Origin of the sequence: Cellulosimicrobium sp. Marseille-Q4280 (assembly GCF_943181405.1) — a bacterium.
In the GTDB taxonomy this organism is placed as follows: domain Bacteria; phylum Actinomycetota; class Actinomycetes; order Actinomycetales; family Cellulomonadaceae; genus Cellulosimicrobium.
In genome coordinates this window covers 224,160-243,349 of sequence record NZ_CALPBY010000004.1, presented here as the reverse complement: position 1 = coordinate 243,349, position 19,190 = coordinate 224,160, and the positions used below count along the sequence as shown (strand labels likewise).

13 protein-coding genes are annotated in these 19,190 nt (G+C 73.7%); 3 read left to right on the top strand and 10 right to left on the bottom strand.

The genetic code is table 11. From position 1 onward, the window contains the following. Window positions 1-80 precede the first annotated feature (80 nt). The 8 genes from NFS20_RS12430 to NFS20_RS12395 all read right to left on the bottom strand — a co-directional run bounded on the left by NFS20_RS12430 (window position 81) and on the right by NFS20_RS12395 (window position 14,664). A complete protein-coding gene (locus NFS20_RS12430; protein WP_251152098.1) occupies window positions 81-2,006 on the bottom strand; it encodes an alpha/beta hydrolase domain-containing protein in 1,926 nt (641 codons plus the stop codon). 172 nt (window positions 2,007-2,178) lie between these two features. After that, complete coding sequence (locus tag NFS20_RS12425) at window positions 2,179-4,422, bottom strand: eCIS core domain-containing protein (RefSeq protein ID WP_251152097.1); 2,244 nt, start codon at window positions 4,420-4,422, stop codon at window positions 2,179-2,181. Between the two features lie 110 nt (window positions 4,423-4,532). Continuing rightward, window positions 4,533-6,362, bottom strand: coding sequence for an eCIS core domain-containing protein (locus tag NFS20_RS12420; protein ID WP_251152096.1), 1,830 nt, complete (start codon window positions 6,360-6,362; stop codon window positions 4,533-4,535). Beyond that, entirely contained in the window at window positions 6,359-7,309 is a 951-nt protein-coding gene (locus NFS20_RS12415) for a hypothetical protein (protein WP_251152095.1), read from the bottom strand. The genes NFS20_RS12420 and NFS20_RS12415 overlap by 4 nt, the downstream gene beginning before the upstream one ends. Window positions 7,310-7,467: 158 nt before the next feature. Then, the gene (locus NFS20_RS12410; RefSeq protein ID WP_251152094.1) at window positions 7,468-9,507 is read right to left on the bottom strand and encodes an ATP-binding protein; all 2,040 of its coding nucleotides are present in this window, start codon (window positions 9,505-9,507) and stop codon (window positions 7,468-7,470) included. Next, complete coding sequence (locus tag NFS20_RS12405; protein WP_251152093.1) at window positions 9,504-10,229, bottom strand: Pvc16 family protein; 726 nt, start codon at window positions 10,227-10,229, stop codon at window positions 9,504-9,506. Before NFS20_RS12405 ends, NFS20_RS12410 begins: the two co-directional genes overlap by 4 nt. A 4-nt stretch (window positions 10,230-10,233) precedes the next feature. After that, window positions 10,234-13,905, bottom strand: a complete 3,672-nt coding sequence (locus NFS20_RS12400; RefSeq protein ID WP_251152092.1) for a hypothetical protein — start codon at window positions 13,903-13,905, stop codon at window positions 10,234-10,236. Between the two features lie 132 nt (window positions 13,906-14,037). Then, complete coding sequence (locus NFS20_RS12395; RefSeq protein ID WP_251152091.1) at window positions 14,038-14,664, bottom strand: helix-turn-helix transcriptional regulator; 627 nt, start codon at window positions 14,662-14,664, stop codon at window positions 14,038-14,040. A gap of 179 nt (window positions 14,665-14,843) precedes the next feature. On the opposite strand from NFS20_RS12395, the gene NFS20_RS12390 reads away from it, so the two are divergent. The 3 genes from NFS20_RS12390 to NFS20_RS12380 all read left to right on the top strand — a co-directional run bounded on the left by NFS20_RS12390 (window position 14,844) and on the right by NFS20_RS12380 (window position 17,001). Next, the gene (locus NFS20_RS12390) at window positions 14,844-16,211 is read left to right on the top strand and encodes a COG1470 family protein (RefSeq protein ID WP_251152090.1); all 1,368 of its coding nucleotides are present in this window, start codon (window positions 14,844-14,846) and stop codon (window positions 16,209-16,211) included. A 1-nt stretch (window position 16,212) separates the two neighbouring features. Then, window positions 16,213-16,521, top strand: coding sequence for a PAAR domain-containing protein (locus tag NFS20_RS12385; RefSeq protein WP_251152089.1), 309 nt, complete (start codon window positions 16,213-16,215; stop codon window positions 16,519-16,521). A 90-nt stretch (window positions 16,522-16,611) separates the two neighbouring features. Beyond that, a complete protein-coding gene (locus NFS20_RS12380) occupies window positions 16,612-17,001 on the top strand; it encodes a phage holin family protein (RefSeq protein WP_251152088.1) in 390 nt (129 codons plus the stop codon). A gap of 10 nt (window positions 17,002-17,011) precedes the next feature. Here NFS20_RS12380 and NFS20_RS12375 read toward each other — a convergent pair whose 3' ends face one another. Together NFS20_RS12375 and NFS20_RS12370 are read right to left on the bottom strand one after the other, a co-directional pair. Then, a complete protein-coding gene (locus NFS20_RS12375) occupies window positions 17,012-18,712 on the bottom strand; it encodes a hypothetical protein (protein WP_251152087.1) in 1,701 nt (566 codons plus the stop codon). After that, window positions 18,709-19,020 carry a hypothetical protein gene (locus tag NFS20_RS12370; RefSeq protein ID WP_251152086.1) on the bottom strand — a complete coding sequence of 104 codons (312 nt, stop codon included), beginning with the start codon at window positions 19,018-19,020 and terminating at the stop codon, window positions 18,709-18,711. Before NFS20_RS12370 ends, NFS20_RS12375 begins: the two co-directional genes overlap by 4 nt. Window positions 19,021-19,190: the final 170 nt, after the last annotated feature.

Genomic DNA, 19,190 nt, shown 5'->3' with positions numbered 1-19,190 from the left:
ACCGCTGTCGGCCGGACGTCCACGGCGTCGTCCCCCGTGAGGGAGCGCGATCTCGCGGCGTCGCGAGTTCCTGCGAGAGCTCAGCCGCAGGCGATCGCGTCGTACGCGACGTCGGCGGCGAACGACCGCCCGTCACCCGACGCCGACACCTGGGCGTCGCCCGTCTCCACCGACGTCGCCCGCACGGCGAACGACTGGTACGCCGACGCCCCCGGTTCCACGTCCGTCACGGTCCTGGTCCCGAACGGCGTGGCCAGCGTGATGTCGACCGGCACCGACTCGTCGTTCGTCGCGCGGACGGCGACGTACGCCCGGCCTGCGAGGCAGCGCGCCTGGGCCTGCGTCGAGACGGCCAGGTCGTCGTGCGCCGCGGTGAGGCCGATGACGCCGCGCACGGCCAGGGTGGCGCGGACGATGCTCGCCGACGCGCCGGCGTCGTCCACCTGCGTCTCGGCGAGGTCCTGCGCCTGGGCGACCAGTGCCTCGGCCGCTCCCCAGTCGCCCGCGTCCGCGGCGTCGAGCGCCTGCCGCACGCGGTCCTGGACCTGCTCGCCGACCGCGGCGTCGACCGTCCCGGCGGCGACGCGGTCGCCCACGAGCTCGACGACGTCCGTGTACCAGGCCGGGTCCGCCGCGACCTCCGCGGGCAGGTAGCCGGACTCCACCGCTGCACGTGTCGACGCGACGACGTCGTCCGCGTACTCCTGCGGGTCCGGGTACCAGGCGGCGAGCGTGGCGTCGTCGACGGGTGTGGACCCGCCGTCGAGGAAGCAGAAGCCCGGGCCGGCGTTCAGGCCGGAGTTGATCCGCGTCGGCACGTCCTGCTGCGCGAGGCGGATGCCGCCGAGGCCGAGGCCGAGCTCGTCGCGCACGACCGTCCGCGGGTCGTCGGTCAGCTCGATCGGCTCGGCCGACGGCGGCGCCGTTCCGTCGGCCACCCAGGCGGAAACGTGGTCGTACACCGTGCCCTGGACCATGTGCTGCGGCACGCGCGACCCCGACGGCTGCTCGCACGTCTGCGGCGTGCCCGGGTAGCCGCCCGGCGCGGAGCCGACGTCGCGGATCCGCAGGCGCCCGTAGTCCGTGATGAGCTTCCAGTCGCCGTGCGACGCGCCCGCGACCTCCCACGTGCGGAGCACGTCCGTGTCGGGCTGGCGCTGCGCCGCCCCGAGCAGGTCGATCGCGACGTCGGTCTCGCTGTTGATCTTGAACACGGGCGTCTCGAGGTCGTCCCGAACCACGCCGCCCCCGCCGTGGAGGACGACCGCGTCGACCACGTCCGCGAGCGGGTCGACGGAGTTGACGTAGGACCACAGGCGGCCCGCCGACTGCGAGTGCCCCGTCGCGACGACGCGCTCGGCGTCGAGCGGTCCGAGCGGCGCGGTGCCGGCGGGGTCGCGCACCGCCTGGACCGCCTGGCTGAAGACGTCCCACGAGAGCGTGTCGTCCGTGACCGCGCCGCCGTCGGTGAGGTCGAGCGCGCCGTAGCGCTCGGGGCTCCAGGTGCGCAGACCGGTCGCGGAGTGGACGCCGGCGCGTTGGGCGGAGACTCCGACCCAGGCGTAGCCCTCGCGGACGAGGTGCTCGTGCGTCTGGAACCAGTCGACCTCCTGGTCCCACTGGTTCGAGACGTTGTACCACTCGGCGATCACGGTGCCGTTGAACGCGTCCGGGTCGACGGGGCGGCGGACCACGATGCGCGTCCGGTAGTCGTGCCCGGTGCTGAGCACCGTCGCGTCGGTGACGCCGTCGGCCTGGTACCGCGTCGCCTCGCCCTCGAGGAAGAACTCCTCCTCGACGTAGCCGTGCCCGGTGAGGTCGTAGTCGGTGGCGAGGAACGGATAGCCGTGGGCGGGGTCGCCGGGGGCGGTGGTCGCCGGGATCGGGCCGACGACCTCGGGATCGGGCACCGCCTCCGCGGCACCGGCAGGCAGCGCCAGGCCGGTCAGGAGCAGCGCTCCGGTGGCGACGAGGGCGAGCGGGCGTCGGACGAGACGTGCAGGCATGGACGACTCCTTCGTCGGGGCCCGACCGCGCCGTCGGGACGCTCAGCAGCCTAGGGACGCCTTCGACCTCTGTCGACCGGTCGGCAGGTTTTGCGTCGCGCTCGCCAGAAGGGCCGGTCGTCGCCGTCTCGCCGCACACCTGTGGGGCGGGCTGCACGGAAGCCGGGTCGTTTCAGTCTTCGCCCCGCATGAGTTCATCTCGTCTCGCTCGTTCCAGCGAGGCGAGCCTCCCCACCAACAGTCGGGTGATGTCGGTGTTGGCTCGGACTTCCGCCATGATCCGCTTGACATCTTCAGGATGCTCGAGCGCTAGTCGGATCTCGGGCGACCTCTTTCCCGGGGCGTCAGGCGAGACCAAGGCCGTGACAGCGGCCTGCAGCTTCTCGTCGATCTGCAGGGTCGTCATGGCATTGAGAAGCTGCCACCTGTAGTCCGCGTCCACGCCTGCGTTGAAGTCGAGTGCCTCGTAGGAGGCGAGGTGACCGTTCTCGATCGCCTCAGACAGGGAATAGTTTCCCGTCGCCAGAGTGAACGGACGGGCGTGGCGCTGCAAGGCATTCATCACCGGGGCCGGGACGCTGTCGGTCAGGATGATCGAACCCGTCGCCTTCTCGGGCGCCTTGACGCGCTCCACGGAACGTGGTTCGGGCCCTTTCTCCCGGTTGATGATCGACGTGATGCTCGTGCCGTCGTCCTCGATCGCGAATGTGGGCTGGATCTGCTTTCCACCGTACACCGCCACGATCAACGAGTAGGCGCTGGATGAATCTCCTCCCAGCGCATGCTTGACGGCTCTGGCCCAGTTGTAGGCCACCCGGGAGGAGTTGGCGTACCCGATGAATATGGAGGCGTCGAGATGCTGCTTCAGCACCGCCTGGATCTGCCGCGCCGTCTCGCTGCTCTCGGCGTGGCTCTCCAGCACGTCGGTCAGCGGACGTTCCTCTTTGCCGGCACCGGAGTTGTAGAACGCGCCGATCTCGCCGTGGCCCATGCCCATGAAGGCGTGGCGCGAATCTCCGGCGTGATTGACGACGTTGACGGGCGAGCCATTCCTCTGAGTCCGTTCCTGCTGCATCTGCTGGCCGCCGCGGTATGTCAGGGTTCCATACTCGTACAGGCGGAGGTTGCGGATCTCCCTGCCTTTGTCCGTGAACTTGCCCGCCACGGTGTCGAACCAGGTAGCTCGGCCGGGGTCCTGGAGATCGACCGGGTCGGAGAGCGGCCCCTCGATCACGAAATCGCCAGGTCTTGCCTTGGTGTAAAGCTCCTGAGGCGTGATGGAGTCCAGGCTCTTCTTGAAGGACGAGCCGGGGTCGTGGGCAGATTCCTCCGCCTTGACGCCCACGGCCTTCAAGCCGAGGCCATTGAGCAGATTGACAGTGCGGACGATGAACGCCGTGTCACCCTGCCCCATTGCGCTCTTGCCGTACACGTAGAACACGGCCCCTTGGTTCTTCCGCAGGAGCTCGACGTTGTCTTTCAGCGACGACCGATCGCTGTCGTTCACCCCTTGCGCTTTCTCCATGGCGCGCGATTTGGTGTTTAGCCCAATCTTGCGCGGGTCCGAAGGTGGCCGTGCGACCTTCGGTGCTGCCGGCTCGTACTCCGCGGAGATTCTCTCCCAGGCCCGCGCTCTGTGCCCCGCGTCGTGCCCACGGTCGGCGATTTCCGCGAACCATCGATCTAGCGCCTCCCGCGCAGTCGCCAGGTCATCGAAGTCCTTGACCAGCTTGCGGTGGACGTTCTCCAACCAGTAGGTGCGCAGCTCGGGAAGGTTCCGCAGGCGTACGTCCTGCAGCTGTTGATCAGCGGCGACCATGATGCTGACGGCCTGGTCCACGTCGAGCGTGCGCTGCACCGTCGGCGCAGCCGCGGGGTGCCCTCCGGCCCCGCCGGGGTCGCGTCGGGCGCCTGAAGGCTGGCCCGGCGCCGGTGCCGTGTTGACCTCGGGCGGGGATGCGGGTGCCCACATCACCCGCACGGCGTTCGCCTCGGCCTCGCGCTCGAACCGGTCGCCCGGGTCGGAGACGCTGATGCCGTCGCCGGTCGGTGTGCCCGAGACCGGCCCGCTGCGCTGCTGCACGACGTGCGTCAGCTCGTGCGCGAGCATCGTCTTGCCCGCCGTCGACGTGGTGTCGAACGTCCCGGCGCCGAACACGACGTCGTTGCCCACGGTGTAGGCCTGAGCCCCGACGGCCGCGGCGGACGACGCCGCGGTCCCGCCCGTGTGGACGCGCACGTCGGAGAAGTCTGCGCCGAGTCGTGCCTCCATGTCCTCGCGCACGTCGCGCGCGAGCGGCGAGCCACCACCGCTGCCGACCACGTCCAGCACGGGCGACCTCGCACCACCACCGAGCGCACGTTGCATCACGCCGTTCCCGACGCTCCGTTGCAGCGCGGTCACCGCTTCGGCCACCGAGCCGGCGCCGCGTCCTCGCGGGTCCGCGGCCCTGCGCGCGCGATCCGCACCCGCTGGACGGGAGGGTCTCGCTCCGGGGGCCCGCGGCTCGACGTGCCTACGCTCCGTCACCGCGGTACCACCCGCACCCACGTCCGGAAGAACCGCCGGTCGCCGGACGGTGCGTCGGGCAGCGTCCCGGCCACGGCCTTCTTGCTCATCGACCGGGTCAGGCGCGTCGGGGTCGCGACCGGAGACTCCTGCGACCGGGGGATCGTGACGTTCTCGAAGCCGGGGTTCGCAGCCGCGACGAGGAAGTCCGCGTCCGCCGCGTCGACGCCGACGCGCAGCAGGTCGTCGCGGTTGTACGTGCTCTTCACGGCAGCCAGGTTGCGGAGCATCCTGCGGGAGCCTGCGCCGAACACGTGCGCTCCTCCCGTCGGGGCATCCAGCTGATCACGGATCACCGAGGACGGCACCACCCGGCGTCCGATCAACGGCGTCATGTGGTGGACAGCCTCGTCGACGAAGGCGACGGCACCGAACTGGGGGATCGTCGGTGCCTTGATCTTCGTCGGGGCGCCGAGCGAGGTCCGCACCGCTGCGAGGTCCCTCTGGAACCGCCGCGGGAGGCTGGACGCCGTGCGCTGGTCGTGCTCGGCGACCGCCGGCGGGTTGAGGACGTACTCGGGACCCGCGATGGCGCGGTCGTTCTCGTAGTTCAGGTTGACGAAGAGCGTCTGCCCGAGCGTGTCCTTGTGGAACTTGTGGGTGTTCTGCGGGCGCCCTCGGTAGTAGTGCACCTCGACGAGGATCTTCCAACGGTCCGTGAGCTTTCGCAGACGGAGGTACTCGATCTGACGCGCCGCGATCATGGTCTTGAGGGTGTTCTCGACGATGGCTGCCTCGAGACCGAGGGACTTGACCATCGCGTATCCGGTCTCGTTCGCACGCAGCGCGTGGTGCTGACCGCCGGTCTGCTTCGCTTCGTACTCCGACGGCAGGTCGTGCAACGCCGCCGCACCGATCATCGCCGGCTCACCCGCCGGGTCGGCAGGGATCCGACTCAGGGTGATCGCGCCGACGAACATCGCGCCGCCGAGCTCGAGGTAGAGAGGAAGCTCCTCCGCCTGCCGGAGGCGCAGGATCTCGCCCTCGATGGCGTTCACGATCGACGTCTGGAGCTGGACCTCGGGACCTTGGAACGCCTGAGGCACCGCGAGCGTCCGCAGAAGCGCAGCGGATGCCTGGTCGCGCTGGAGGCTCGCACCGGCGGTCGACGACGCGTCGTGACGCACCTCCGAGGCATCACGGCCGGCGCCGGCCGCGGGAGCCGTGGCCTGACCGCGCGGGAACCGCATCACCCTCCGGGCGTTGGTCTCCGCCTCGTGCTCGAACCGGTCGCCCGGGTCGGAGACGCTGATGCCGTCGCCCGTCGGGGTCCCGGACACGGAGCCGCTGCGCTGCTGCACGACGTGCGTCAGCTCGTGCGCGAGCATCGTCTTGCCCGCCGTCGACGTGCTGTCGAACTTCCCGGCGCCGAACACGACGTCGCGGCCCACCGTGTAGCCGTGAGCGCCGACCGCGGCGGCGGACGACGCTGCCGTCCCGCCGGTGTGCACGCGCACGTCGGAGAAGTCGGCGCCGATCCGCGACTCCATGTCCTCGCGCACGTCCGGTGCGAGCGGCGATCCGCCCCCACGCCCGACGACGTCGAGCACCGGTGACCGGCCACCCTCGCCGACGACGCGCTGGAGCACGCCGTTCCCCACGCCGCGCTGCAGTGCCCGGAGGTCGACCTCTCCGAGGACGGCGCTCTGTCCGCCGATCAGCGCGGCGGCCGCCGAGCCGACGGCCTCGGCCGCCCGGGAGACGGTCTGGTCGGTCGACCGCTCACGCGTCTCGCGCGGGCGCTCCCTGCCGACGTGGTGAGCCGTGGCCCCCTGCTCGCGCGTCATTGCGTCGTCTCCTTCGGGGTCGCGCCGACCTTCTTCCTCCGGCTTCCGCCGGTGTAGCCGAGAACGGCGGACGAGATGAACCCGCCGCCCTCCTGCACGTCCTCCTTGATCTTCAGCACGCCGCGGAACACCGTCGCGTCCTGGAAGTAGTACGCGACCAGCTCCGTGCCCTTGATCCCGGCCTGGCCGATCAGGGCGAGCGCTTCCCGCTTGTTCGCCGCGTAGTAGTCGCCCTCGCTGGGCTTCTGGAGCGCGTCGAGCACGAGCAGGGTCGTGATCTCCGTGGCCCCCTCGACGAGCGCGGGCCAGCCCGTCGCGTCACCGTCCCCCACGTGCTTGTCCCACCCGGCGCCGGACAGGATGTGCAGCGCCTCGTGGATCGCGTGGTGCGGCTTGACGACGTGCTGCCGCAGGTTGAGGTGTCGTGGGTTGCGGTTCCGCTCGGCGAAGCCGAGCGCGCGCCAGCTCCCCATGACCGTGCGCAGAACGGCGTCCATGCTTTGCGGGCCACCCGGTCCGGACCCCCACTCCAGCACGCGTCTGCGGGCGAAGTCGACCTCGTCGAGCACGCGCACCCGCCCGGCGAGGTCGGTGGCGATACGGTCCTGCGCGCTCTGCGGGAGCCACGGGACCGCCCGGAGGTCGCGGAGGAGGTCGTCCTCGACGGCCTGACGGATCGCGTCGGGTTCCGTCGCCTGCTGCATCCCCGCGAGCGCAGCCTCGACCTGCCGGTGGTGCTGGAGGTAGAACCGTGCGTCGGTGTCCAGGGTCGCGAGGTCCTTCGCCGCGTCGAGCACGTCCTTCAGCGAGATCGTGCGGGAGAGCACCGCGGACAGCACCCGCGGGAAGTCGACGACGACCGCGCGCTTGACCTCCTCCGGCAGCGTCTTCACCTCCGCGGCCGTGACGGCGCGCTGGACGACGACGCCCGCCGCAGGTGCGAGCATCCGGGACACCTGCGCGTTGCCGACGTCGCGCTGGAGCCCTGGCAGCACCAGCGGCCGTTCGCCACGGAGCGGCGCGGCTGCTGCGGTGCCCGTCCGCCCCGGACGGCCGGCGGTGTGGCGCGGCACGACCGGGCGGGGGTGTTCCTCGTGCTCCGACATCACTCCACCAGCTCCCAGTACGGTCCGAACTCGCTCGGCTGCGTGAGCCGGCCGAGCTTGCGGTGCTCCCGGTGCACCGCGGTGACGAGGTGCCGCATCTCGACCACGCCGTCGTCGGCCGCGGCGAGGTAGGCCGCGGTGACGGCCGCGGAGCGGATCCCTCCGCCAGCGAGCTCGAACGCCTTGGCACAGAAGTCGAGGTCGAGGTCGTCCGCGCGCGGGACCACGGACCCGAGGCACCGGTCCCACAGGAGGCGGCGCGCGGCGTCGTCGGGCACGGGGAAGTCCACGACGACGTCGAGCCGACGCGTGAACGCCTCGTCGATGTTCGCGCGCAGGTTCGTGGACAGGACGACGAGCCCGTCGAACGTCTCCATGCGCTGCAGCAGGTAGGCGCTCTCGATGTTGGCGTAGCGGTCGTGGGCGTCCTTGACCTCGGAGCGGCGGCCGAACACGGCGTCGGCCTCGTCGAACAGCAGCACGGCGTTCACCCCGGCGGCGCCGGTGAAGATCCGCTCGAGGTTCTTCTCCGTCTCGCCCACGTACTTGTCCACGACGGCCGCGAGGTCGACGACGTAGAGCTCGAGCCCGAGATCGTGCGCCACGACCTCGGCGGACATCGTCTTGCCCGTCCCCGAGCCGCCCGCGAACAGCGCCGCCACGCCGCGCCCACGTCCGCCGCCGGGACGCATCCCCCAGTCGCCCAGCACGCGGTCGCGGTGGCGCGCGCGCTGCGACACCTCCCGCAGCGCCCGCAGCGCCGGGGTCGCGAGGACGAGGTCGTCCCACCCGACGGCGGGCGTGACGCGCCGCGCGAGGCGGTCCAGCGCCGTGCCGTTCTCGGCCCGCGCCCCGCGGCGCACGTCCTCGGCCGACACCCGTCCGTCGGGCCGCAGCACGGCCTGCGCACCGGCCGACCGCGCCGCCCGGACCACCTGCTCGGGCCGCAGCCGGAAGGGGGCGGTCACGCCCGCGACGTCGACGTCGCCTGCCACGTCCCCCAGGGCGGCGGCCCACAGCGCGGCGCGCTCGGCCGTCGTCACCTCGTCCGCGTCGACGAGCAGCGGCGTGGCACGCGACCACTCGGGGTCCCACGCGGCCTCCCCGACGAGCACCGTCACACCTGAGCCCTCCGCCAGCGCCGCGACGACCTCGGGCGACCCGCGCACCGCGTCCACGGGATCGGCGACCAGTCCCGCGTCGCGCAGCGACGCTTCCCGCACGGCCGCCCGGACCGTGTCCACCGGGTCGGCACCGAGACGCCGCAGGTCCAGCCCGACGACGTCGCGACCGGTCGCCGCGAGCGCCGCCGCAGCGGCGGATGCCGCGGAGCCTGTCCCGGGCTGCTTCAGGTACAGCAACCCGACGCCCGCGGCGAGCGCGGCCCGGACCCGGTCAGCGTCGTCCGAGTCGATCGGGACGAGGTCCACGAGGGCGTCGGCGAGCGCCGGGTCGGGGGCGTCGTCGCCCAGCAGGTGCCCGACGACGCGGTCCGGGACCCGCAGCGCGCGCCCCGGCAGGGGCCGGTCGAGGTCCTCGACGTCGACGAGCCCGCCCCGCACGAGCGGCCCGTGCGTGAGCCGGTGGCGGGCGGGCGCCGACGCGAGCGGGACCCCGCACAGCGCGAACGCCGTCGCGACGGACGGCCGGTGCCGCGAGACGTCGTCGTTGAGGTAGCCGAAGAGCTGCTCGAACCGGAGGTCCACCTCGCCCGCGAGCGCCACGAGGAACATCTCGACGTCGAGGTCCGTGAGGTCGAACGCGCGGGCGAGCGCGCGCAGCCGCACGCGCTCCCCGGACCGCTCAGCGGCGTCCGCGGCCTGCTCGACCATCGCCAGGCGGTCCGACGCCACGCCGAGGTCCGCCGCGAGCGCCGGTCCGACCAGCAGGTGGTCGACCGCGGCGTCCGTGAGGTAGAGGCCGCGGAACGGGTCGTCCGCGGTCGGGTCACCCACGCGCCGTCGGGCCACGAGGTCACGCACGCGCTCCTCGAGGACGCCGAGGCGCCCGCCGAGGTGGACGAGGCTCGCGTCGGTCATGACCGCCTCCGTGCGCGCGGTGCGCGGGTGCCCGACGCCGCCCCCGCCGCCGCAGCCTCGCCGTCGGTCTCGCGCGGGACCGGGGCGAGGACGGCTGCCGGTGCGGGCGCCGCGGCGGGCGCGCGGTGCCGTCGCCGCTGCGTGTCGGCGCCGTCGCCGGTCGTGTCTCGCGCGGCGAGCAGCAGCTCCTCGCGCACGGGCGGACCGACCTCGCCGCGGTCCGGGCGCAGCAGGGGTGCGGTCACGGCGACCTCGACCGAGGGCTTGAGCTCGCCGCCGAGCGAGGACCACACGTCGGTGACGCTGCGGTCCTCGGCGGGTGGCATCCCGACGGTCACGGGCACCGGCCCGCGAGCCTCCGCGAGCGACCCCACGACGTGCTCGGGAGGCAGTGCGTCGAGGCCGATGAGCGCCGCGAGCACACGGTCGAGCAACCTGTGCTCGTCCTCGGGACGCTGCGTCCAGGCCGTGACGAGGTAGGACAGCCGGAAGTGCCGCGGCGGGTCGGCGCGGCCGACCACCGTGCCGTCGGGACCGCGGCGGTCGACCAGCCCGTGCGAGCGGCGCTTGACGTCCTCGCGGACGTCGTACAGGTACACGTCGACCGTGGGCGCGTTGCGGCGCGCGGCCCAGTCCTTCGTCGGGGCGTCGAACGCGACCTCGACGTCGCCGACCGCCTCGCGCACCAGGGCTCGGAGCGCGTCGTCGACCTCGGTGATCATCGGGTCACCTCCGTTCCTGGGTGTCGGGCACGGCGACGGTCGGCGTCACGACGAGCACGGCGCCGTCCACCTCGCACCACGCCGGGCCCGGCGTGGACGTCCCCGGCGCGAGCTCGGACGGGGACGGGGTGCCCGGCGGTCCGGGGCACGGCGGCACGGGTCCGGCGGACGGGTCGGACGAGGACGCGTCGACGACCCGGGGGGTCGTCAGCGGTGGCGGGTCCCCGCTCGTGACACGCAGCCACCGCTCGCCCCGCAGGTCGTTGCGCACGATGAGGACGGGGACGCTCAGCCGACCGTCCGGACCGACCCGGTACGGCCCGGACGCGGACGTGATGCCCGCGGACCACGTGAGCACCGCGTCCTCGCCGGGCGGGAAGTCCTCGCCGTAGGCGAGCACGACGTCGCCCGGCGCGGCGACGGCGGGCAGGACCCGCAACCACGGCTGCACCACCTCGAGACCCGCGGACGTCGTCACCGACGTCGGCGCGGGCAGCGGCACCGGCGAGGTCAGCGGCGTGAACGGGTCCGGCGTGCCGGTGCGACCCGTGACCGTCACGGTCACCGCGCCCCGCGCGGCCGGGCCGACGGGCGCGAGGGCGGACACGACCGTGACCTCGGCCCCGGGCGCCAGGTCGGCGATCGGACAGGTCCCCCACGCGCCCAGGCACTCGCCGCCTGCCGGCAGGCCGGTCGGTCCCGCGTCCGACGGCGCGGCCGTCGGCCCCGCGTCCGACGGCGACACCCCCGCGGGGTGCTCCGCAACGAGCACGACGTCCGTCGCCGTCGCCGTGCCCGTGTTGCGTACCGTCACGGTGACGTCGACCGGGCGACCGCCCACCCACGCGCGCGGGGCCGAGACGGCGACCTCGGCGAAGAGGTCGGCGTCGCCGCCGGGCACGGGATCGGGGTCGGCCACGGTGAGCGAGACGGTCCGGAGGTTGTCCTCGACGTCCGCTTCGGGGCCGGGGTTCACCACGGCGCCGACGACGTCGAGCACGCCCGACCTCTCGGCGACCACCGGGACCGCGACCCGGGTCTCGTCGCCGGGCCCGAGGTTCCGCGTCGTGCACGTCACGACCGTCGAGCCTGTACCGGTCCCGGGCTCCGCCACGCAGCCGGGCGGCAGGTCCCCGGGCCGGAGCCCAGGGGGCAGCACCAGCACGACCGTCGGCGCCGCAGCGGTCCGACCGGTGTTCGTGACCGTCGCGGTCACCGTGGTCGTCGTGCCGAGGTCGAGCCGGACGGGGTCCGCGGTCAGCCGCAGGGAGAGGTCCCCGACGGGCTGCACGTCGGGCTCCGTGAGGGCCGCAGGCAGGTCGAGGACGGTCCGCAGTCCCGACCCGTCCGGCGCGACCGCGTACAGGTCGCGGTCGTCGGGGCGGCCGGCCGGCTGACCGCTGAACACGACCTCCGTGCCGTCGGTCGACCACGCGGGTCCGTCGGACAGCGCGACGCGCGCGCGGCTCGGCGTGGGGGCGAGCGTCGGCCCGGGGTCGGGCTCGGCGGAACCCTCCCGGACGGGCGGCTGCGTCGTGCGGACCAGCGCCGAGTGGTCGAAGCCCGTCAGCGCGCGCAGACCCACGACGACAGGGACGTCGTCAGCGGAGTCACCGTCGGTCAGGTCGGCGGGCTCGACGTCCAGCACCGAGATGCCGCCGGGCGCGACCTCGACGCCACCGATCCGCAGGTCGACCACCGCGACCTGGGTCCCGTCGGGCGACCACGCCGGCTCCCGGCCCTGGACCACCTCGGAGGCGACGTCGCACAGGACGTCCTCGGTGTAGCGCCAGCAGTCCTCGACGACGTCGACGGTCAACGGGGTCCACGTGCGCGACGCGAGCTCGAGCACGCCCAGGTACCGCGTGACGTCGTCCTCGTCGTCGACCCGTCCGGCCTCGGCGACGAGCCACTCGCCGTCCGGTGACCACGAGGGGTGCAGCGGTGCCCACCCCCCGCTCCCCTCGTCGCGGGTCCAGTCCTCGGCGCCCGTCCCGACGTCCACCCACCCGACGCCGATGCTCTCCTCCGACCCGCGGATGCCCGAGTACGCCACCCGGGCGCCGTCAGGAGACCAGTCCGGGTTCGCCATCCCGTACAGGCTCCTCGGCACGAGGGTCGAGAGGGCACGCGTCGTGGGGTCGACCACCGCGATCTCGCGCAGGGCCGTGTCCGGGCCGTCCGGAGGCTCGCCCGGGAGAAGGGCGCTGAACGCGAGCCGTCCCCCGTCGGGTGCGTACGCCGGCCCGGCGTCGTCGAGCCGAGAGGCGGCTCCGGGGCCTCCGGTCAGCTGCCGCACCCCGGCGTCACCGGTCCCGGAGCCGGCTGCGGGTGCGTCGGCGACGACCCGCTCCTCCGACCGCTGCGTGAACCGGAGCCGTGCGCTGCCGGGGACCGTCTCCTGTTCCGGCTCCGAGCTGAAGCCGCCCTGCATCGGGCGGACCGTCACCCAGTCGGGGTGCGACCCACCCTGCCCGGAGGACGGGACGCGCCACGCCGCGTCGACCTCCAGCGCGCCGCCCTGACCTCGCAGGAGGGCGACCCACGCCGACGGCCGGCCCGAGCCCTCGTCGGTCGCCGTGTAGGCGAGCAGCACCGCGGGTCCCGCGTCGTCGAGCGTCACGACCCGTGCCCTCGGCTCGCGCCCGACGGCGGGACCGTCGACGGCCCCGTCGGCCTCGGCCCAGGGGTCGGACACCACACCCGGCTCCACGGAGCCGCCAGGGCTCCAGAAGTACGGCAACGAGAACGACGCGACGGAACCGCCAGGACGGAACCGGGTGGTCGTGAACAGCACCAGCGTGCTGCCCTGCGCGTCCACGACGACGTCGGGCATCGTGTCGGCACCGGCATCGTCCGTCAGCCGGACCGGCGGTCCCGTCGCCCGCGCGACTGCCGTGGCAGCGTCCGCCGCCCTCGCAGACGTCCCTCCCTGCTCGAGACCGACCGCGTACAGGTCGCCGAGCGGGTCGTCGCGCGTGCTCGAGAAGAACAGGCTCGCGTCGCCCGGCCCCCAGGACGGCCACAGGTCCTCCGCGTCGGCGTCCGGCGCCAGGGCGACGGCGTCGTCCCCGGCGCACTCCGAGCGCGCGTCCGCGACGACGATCTCGGTGTCGCCGGAGGCGTCCGTCGAGTAGGCGACGCGGGTCAGGTCCGACGCGAGCACGGGGTGGGTCTCCTGCGCGGTGTCGCACGTCACCCGGATCGTGTCCCACTCCGCCTCGGGCACGTCGTCGGTCGCGCCGACCGGCGGGACGCGGACGTAGACGTCGGGGTCCTGCGTCGCGGCCCGGGTGCTGACGAACGCGTACGCCCGGGCCGCCTCTCCCCCGGCGTCCGAGCCGGCGGACGACGACTCGCCCTCGTGGCGGTGCCCCGGCTCGACCTCCACAGGGTCCTCGAGCACGGCGTCGTCGACGACGTACCCGGCGCTGCCGTTCAGCTCCAGACCGAACGTCATGTCGACCGCGGCGAGGCCGTCCGAGCCGAGGGAGAAGGCGACCCGCGGCTCCGCGGCGAGCGCGTCCGGGAGGTCTCCGACCGCCGCGCGGAGGGCCGAGAGCTCTGTGGCGGCGGCGCGCGGCGACAGGCCCGCCGCGGCGTCGGGAACGAGCGCGCCGGCACCGAGGACCCCGACGACGGCGAGCAGCGCGACGCCCGTGGCGACCTTCCCCACCGCTCACCTCCCCGGCCCGGCAACGCAGACGGTGCGGTCCACGCCCACCGTGGACCGCGACGGGCGCCGACGGCACCCGCGCCCGTCCCGCGGAACGTGCAGCGGCGCGTGCCCGATCGGGCAACGGGCTGGTCAGATCAGCCCCTCGCGCAGCGCGTACGCGACCGCGTGCACACGGTTGCGGAGCTGGAGCCGCGACGTGATGTCGTGCAGCACGTTCTTCACCGTCCGCTCCGAGTAGGCGAGGTGCCGCGCGACCTCCGCCGTGTCGAACCCGTCGGCGATGAGCCGCAGCACCTCCACCTCCCGGGTCGCGAGGCCCGCGAACGTGATGCCCCGGGGCTGCAGCACCTGGCGCTGGAGCGAGCCGACCTGGCCGAGCAGCTTGCCCAGCAGGTCCGGGGGCATGCTGCCCTCCCCGCTCGCCGCGCCCCGGATCACGGTGACCAGCCGGTCGGGGGTCGCCTCGCCGCGCCGCACCATGCCGACGACGCCGGCCTCCACCGCAGCGACCACGTCCTTCTCGTCGAGCCGTCCCGCCACGAGCACGGCCCGGCCGCCACCGTTGCGCTGGACCGCCCGCACGAGGCGCACCGCCTCCTCGTCCAGCTGGTCCGCGACGACCAGCGCGACCTCCGCGTCGCGCACGTCCTCGTCGTGACCCAGGACGCGCACCTCGGGTCGCGGGCGCAACGCGCTGACCACGCCTCCCTCGGAGATCGGGTCCTGCGCGCTCACCGACACCGTGATCCGTCCCATCGTCCTGCTCCCCTGCCCGTCGTCGCGCCGCCCTCCGGGCCGGCCGTGGCCCGGGACGACCCAGTGTCCTCAGGTCGCTCTCCGGGCACTCATCAAGGACTCAACGGGCAGTCCGCGTGCCTCATCGGCCGCCCCCGCGGTGCTGCGCGCCTGTTCCGCCGAGTCCTACGGTCGGGAGCATGGCAACGCTGGCCACCCTCGACGCGACGAGGATCGCGCTGACCCCCGGCGAGGAGGTCACGGTCCCCGTGACGGTGCGCAACACCGGCGCGATCGTCGAGGCGTACCGGATCGAGGTCCTCGGGGTCCCGGGGGACTGGACCGTCGTCGAGCCCGCGGTCATCGAGGGCCTCTACCCGGACACGGCCACGACGGCGACGCTCACGTTCCGTCCACCGCGCAGCGCCGAGGTGCCCGCCGGAGACCTCCAGTTCGGCGTCCGCGTCGTCCCGCTCGAGCACCCCGACGACACGGTCGTGCCCGAGGGCGTCGTGGAGGTGCTGCCCTTCCTCGACACGACCGCGGAGCTGGTCCCCCGCACGACGCACGGCCGGCGCGGCGCGAAGCACCAGGTGGCCGTCGACAACCGGGGCAACGCGCCCGTCTCGGTGCTCCTCGCGTGCGCCGACGGCACCGACGAGCTCCGGTTCACGGTCAAGCAGCCCCTGCTCGTCGTGGCCGCCGGGACCGCTGCGTTCACCGACGTCCGGGTCCGGCCGCGCGCGACGACCTGGCGCGGACCCGACAAGACGCTGCCGTTCGTCGTCCAGGTCGAGGCGGACAGCACCGTGCCCGTCACGCTGGACGGCTCCCACGTCCAGACCGCGGTCCTCCCGAAGTGGTTCCTCAAGGCGCTCCTCGCGCTCCTCGCCCTCCTCGCGCTCCTCGTCGTGCTGTGGTTCACGCTGCTCAAGCCGGCGATCACCTCCGCCGCGCAGGCCGCCGTCGGCGACGACCTCACGCAGGCGCAGGAGGCGGCCGCAGCCGCGCAGGAGGCGGCCCAGGAAGCCGCCGGCGCGGCACAGCAGGCGACCGGCGCGGCGTCGGACGCCGAGGTGGCCGCGACCGAGGCCGGCACGACGCTCGCCGACACGGAGGACGCCGTCGCCGAGTTCGTCCCCCCGTCCGGCACGTCGGTGCCCGTCCGGCAGCGTCTCGAGGTCGAGCCCGCCGCCGGGGAGTCCGACGCCGTGCCCTTCGAGGTGCCCGAGGGCTCGACGCTCACGATCGACGACATCATCCTGTCGAACCCGCAGGGCGACTTCGGGCGCCTCACCGTCTCCCAGGACGACGAGGTGTTCCTCGACTTCGCCCTCGAGAACTTCCGCGACCTCGACTACCACTTCCAGTCGCCCCTCACGTTCGAGGCCGGCTCCGTCCTGACGATGGAGGTGACGTGTCGTCAGCCGGGCGCACCGCTCGGCCTGGACCCTGCTCCGACGGCGTGCGACACCTCGATGTACGTCGGCGGGACGATGTTCACCCCGGACGCCGCGGCCGCGGAGAGTCCCGCTGCCGAGAGCCCCGCCGCCGAGACGCAGCCCTGAGATGCCGACCGGACCCGCAGCCTGCGCAGGCGACCAGGTCGTGTGCCCGCTGTTCGACGGTCCCAAGCCTCACGTCGGCGGTCCCGTCACGCCGGCCGCGTGCGTGCCGACGGTGCTCGTCGGCGGGCGACCTGCGGCCGTCGCGAACGGCGCCGGCGTCGTGTGCGTGTCGCCCGCCCCGAACGGGATCGCGGTCGGCAGCCTCACGGTGCTGGTCGGGAACCTGGCCGCGGCACGCGTGGGCGACACCACCGTCCACGGCGGGAAGGTCGTGGGCCCGGGATGCCCGACCGTGATCGTCGGCGGCTGAACGCCGCGTCGTCGTCGCTCGCCACGACGTCGCTCGCCACGGCGTCCGGCCACCTCGTGCGCGCGACGACCGGATGGCAGGATGCCGGGTATGAGCTTCGTCGTCCGCGTCCTCGTCACCGGTCTCGCCATCTGGCTCACGAGCCTGTTCATCGACGACCACTTCCAGATCGTCGGCTCCGACACCGCCGGCGGGAAGCTCGTCATCATCCTCGTCGTCGCGCTGCTGTACTCGCTCGTCAACGCGGTCATCAAGCCGATCGTGCAGATCCTGTCGATCCCGCTGTACATCCTCACGCTCGGCCTGTTCTCGCTCGTCGTCAACGCGCTCATGCTCATGCTCACCGCGTGGATCACCGAGCAGACCGACTGGGGCATCCGGATCATCGGCGGGTTCTGGTGGGCGCTGCTCGCGGCCCTGATCATCGGCCTCATCAACTTCGCCGTCTCCGCCGTCGTGCCCAAGAGCAAGGACCGCTGACCGTCCCCGCTCACCGCGCCCCCGACGACGGTTCCGTCGGCCCCGGCGCGACGACCGTCGCGGCACCGGACCCGCCACGCCCGAGGCCGAGGACGTCCGACGGATCGGGCAGGAGCGTCCCGGGCGGCGTCATCCGGTCCGCCACGGCCTCGGGATCGAGCACGAGCGTGCCGCGGTAGTACGCGACCTCCTCCCGCTTCCCGTCCAACGACGCCTCGAGCGCGTCGAGGTGGGACCTCAGCCCGGGGTGCCCGATGCCCTGCGCGTCGGTCAGCGCGTCCACGTGGTGCCCGACGCCGTGCGGGATCCCCTGCGTCTCGTTCCCCGTCAGCAGGTCGAGGTCGCGCGACACGGTCACCTGGTTCGTGGTCGCCGGGTTCCCGCGCCCGTCGAGACCCGACACACCCTCCTGGCGGTTCTCGACGTGCGTCCCGAGCACCCCTGGCGGCAGCGGCATCCCGCCCACCGGCGCCCCTGCCGTCACCACGTGCGTCACGCGGTACCGCGGTGGCCCTCCGGTCTCCGGCACCGGGCCGGATGGTCTCGGGCGCGCGGAGGTGCCGGACGGTGACGAGGCCGCCGTCGCGGCGGATCCCGCGGTCAGCGCGGCCACCGACGCGGCCACCATGCCGCCCTGGCTGTGGCCGACGAGCACCACCTCGTCGTCCGCGCCCACCTCGGCGTCCTCCAGCGCCGCGAGGACGAGGGCCGTGCTGTCGGCCGTCCGACCCCCCACGGTGCTGCCCGAGAGCTCGTCACCCTCCATGAGGTCGTAGTTGGACGTCATGGAGAACGCCGTACCGAGGCTGGACAGCCCGAGCTGCGTGCCCGGGATCGTCACGACCCAGGTCGCGCGGCCGCCGTCGTGCACGATCTTCTCCAGGGCGATCGCCGAGTGGGGCACGGGGTTGCCCTCGCCCGTGCCGTAGACCGTGTCGATGCGGCGCAGGAGGTCCTGCGCCGTGCGCGGTGGCGGCATGAGCTCGGGACCCGGTGACTGCTCCGAGCCCAGCCGCTCGACGTGGACGCGGTCGAGGAAGAGCCCTCGCCAGCCTTCCGAGAGCAGTCGCAGGACCGAGGCGCCGTGGGCGACGGTCGGACGTTCGAGGAGCCCTCGGTCGGGGTCCAGCAGCCCGAGGAGCGCACCGGTCGAGGCGACGGCCCTCTCGTGCAGCGGGCCGCCCCCGGTGACGAGACGGCCCCACGGCAGGCCGTCACCGGTGAGGACGCCCTCGAGGAACGCGAGCTGACCCGCCAGGAGCGCGACCTCCAGACCGACGAGCGGGACGTCCGCCACCGCCCCGAGCACACGCCAGGCCTCGGCCTCGGCCCTGACGTAGGTGCCCGACGCCTTGGCCATGCGCACCCCGACGCCGTCGAGGAGACGCTCCAGCTCGCCGAGTGCCGCGTCCAGCGCGTCGACGGCTCCGAGCGCCGCGTCCCGCTCGCGGGCGCTCGTGCTGCCGGGTGCCGCGACCGGGTGCGCGCTGAGCTGCGGTCCCGCTCCGAGCCCGCCGACGGTCACGGCCCACCGCCACGGCGCCGACCGCAGGCTCTCGCGCGCGTCGCGGCACCGTTCGCGCGCGGAGCGGACCAGGTCCGCCGCCGACCGGACCACCGTCGCCTGGCCGAGGATCTGCTCCGTGTCGACGGCCGTCACCGGCCCGCCCGTCACCACGACCGTCGCCGTGGGGTCGGTGGAGCCGCTCACCCGACGCTCCGTGCGGCGACGACGGCCTGCTCGTGCTCCAGGTCGAGCGCACGGAGGTACCGGTCGGCGGCCGTGACCGCGTCGTCGACCAGCAGCCCGGCCGCGACGGCGCGAGCGACCGCGTCGTCGAGGGCCTGTCGATAGCCGTCCGCGGCAGGACCCGCCCAGTCCAGGGTCGTCGCGGCTCCCACCCGCCAGCGGGTGGACCCGACGTCCTCCCCGGCCGCGCGCAGCGCCGGGGTCGGGTCGACGAGCGGCCCGTACGGGGACACCTGGCAGGTCGGGGGTGCGTGGTCCGTGCTGTGCATGAGTCGGAGACTAGGAAGGTCGACGACACCGTCCCCACGTGTTCCGTTCCCGCTGTGGACGGGACCGTCGAGGGCCGGGCCTGTGCACGGCCAGGCGTCACCTCTCCGGCCGGTGGTGCGAGGCTTCGGACGACCGGGCCAGCCCCGCGTCGCCGGGTGACCGCCCCTCG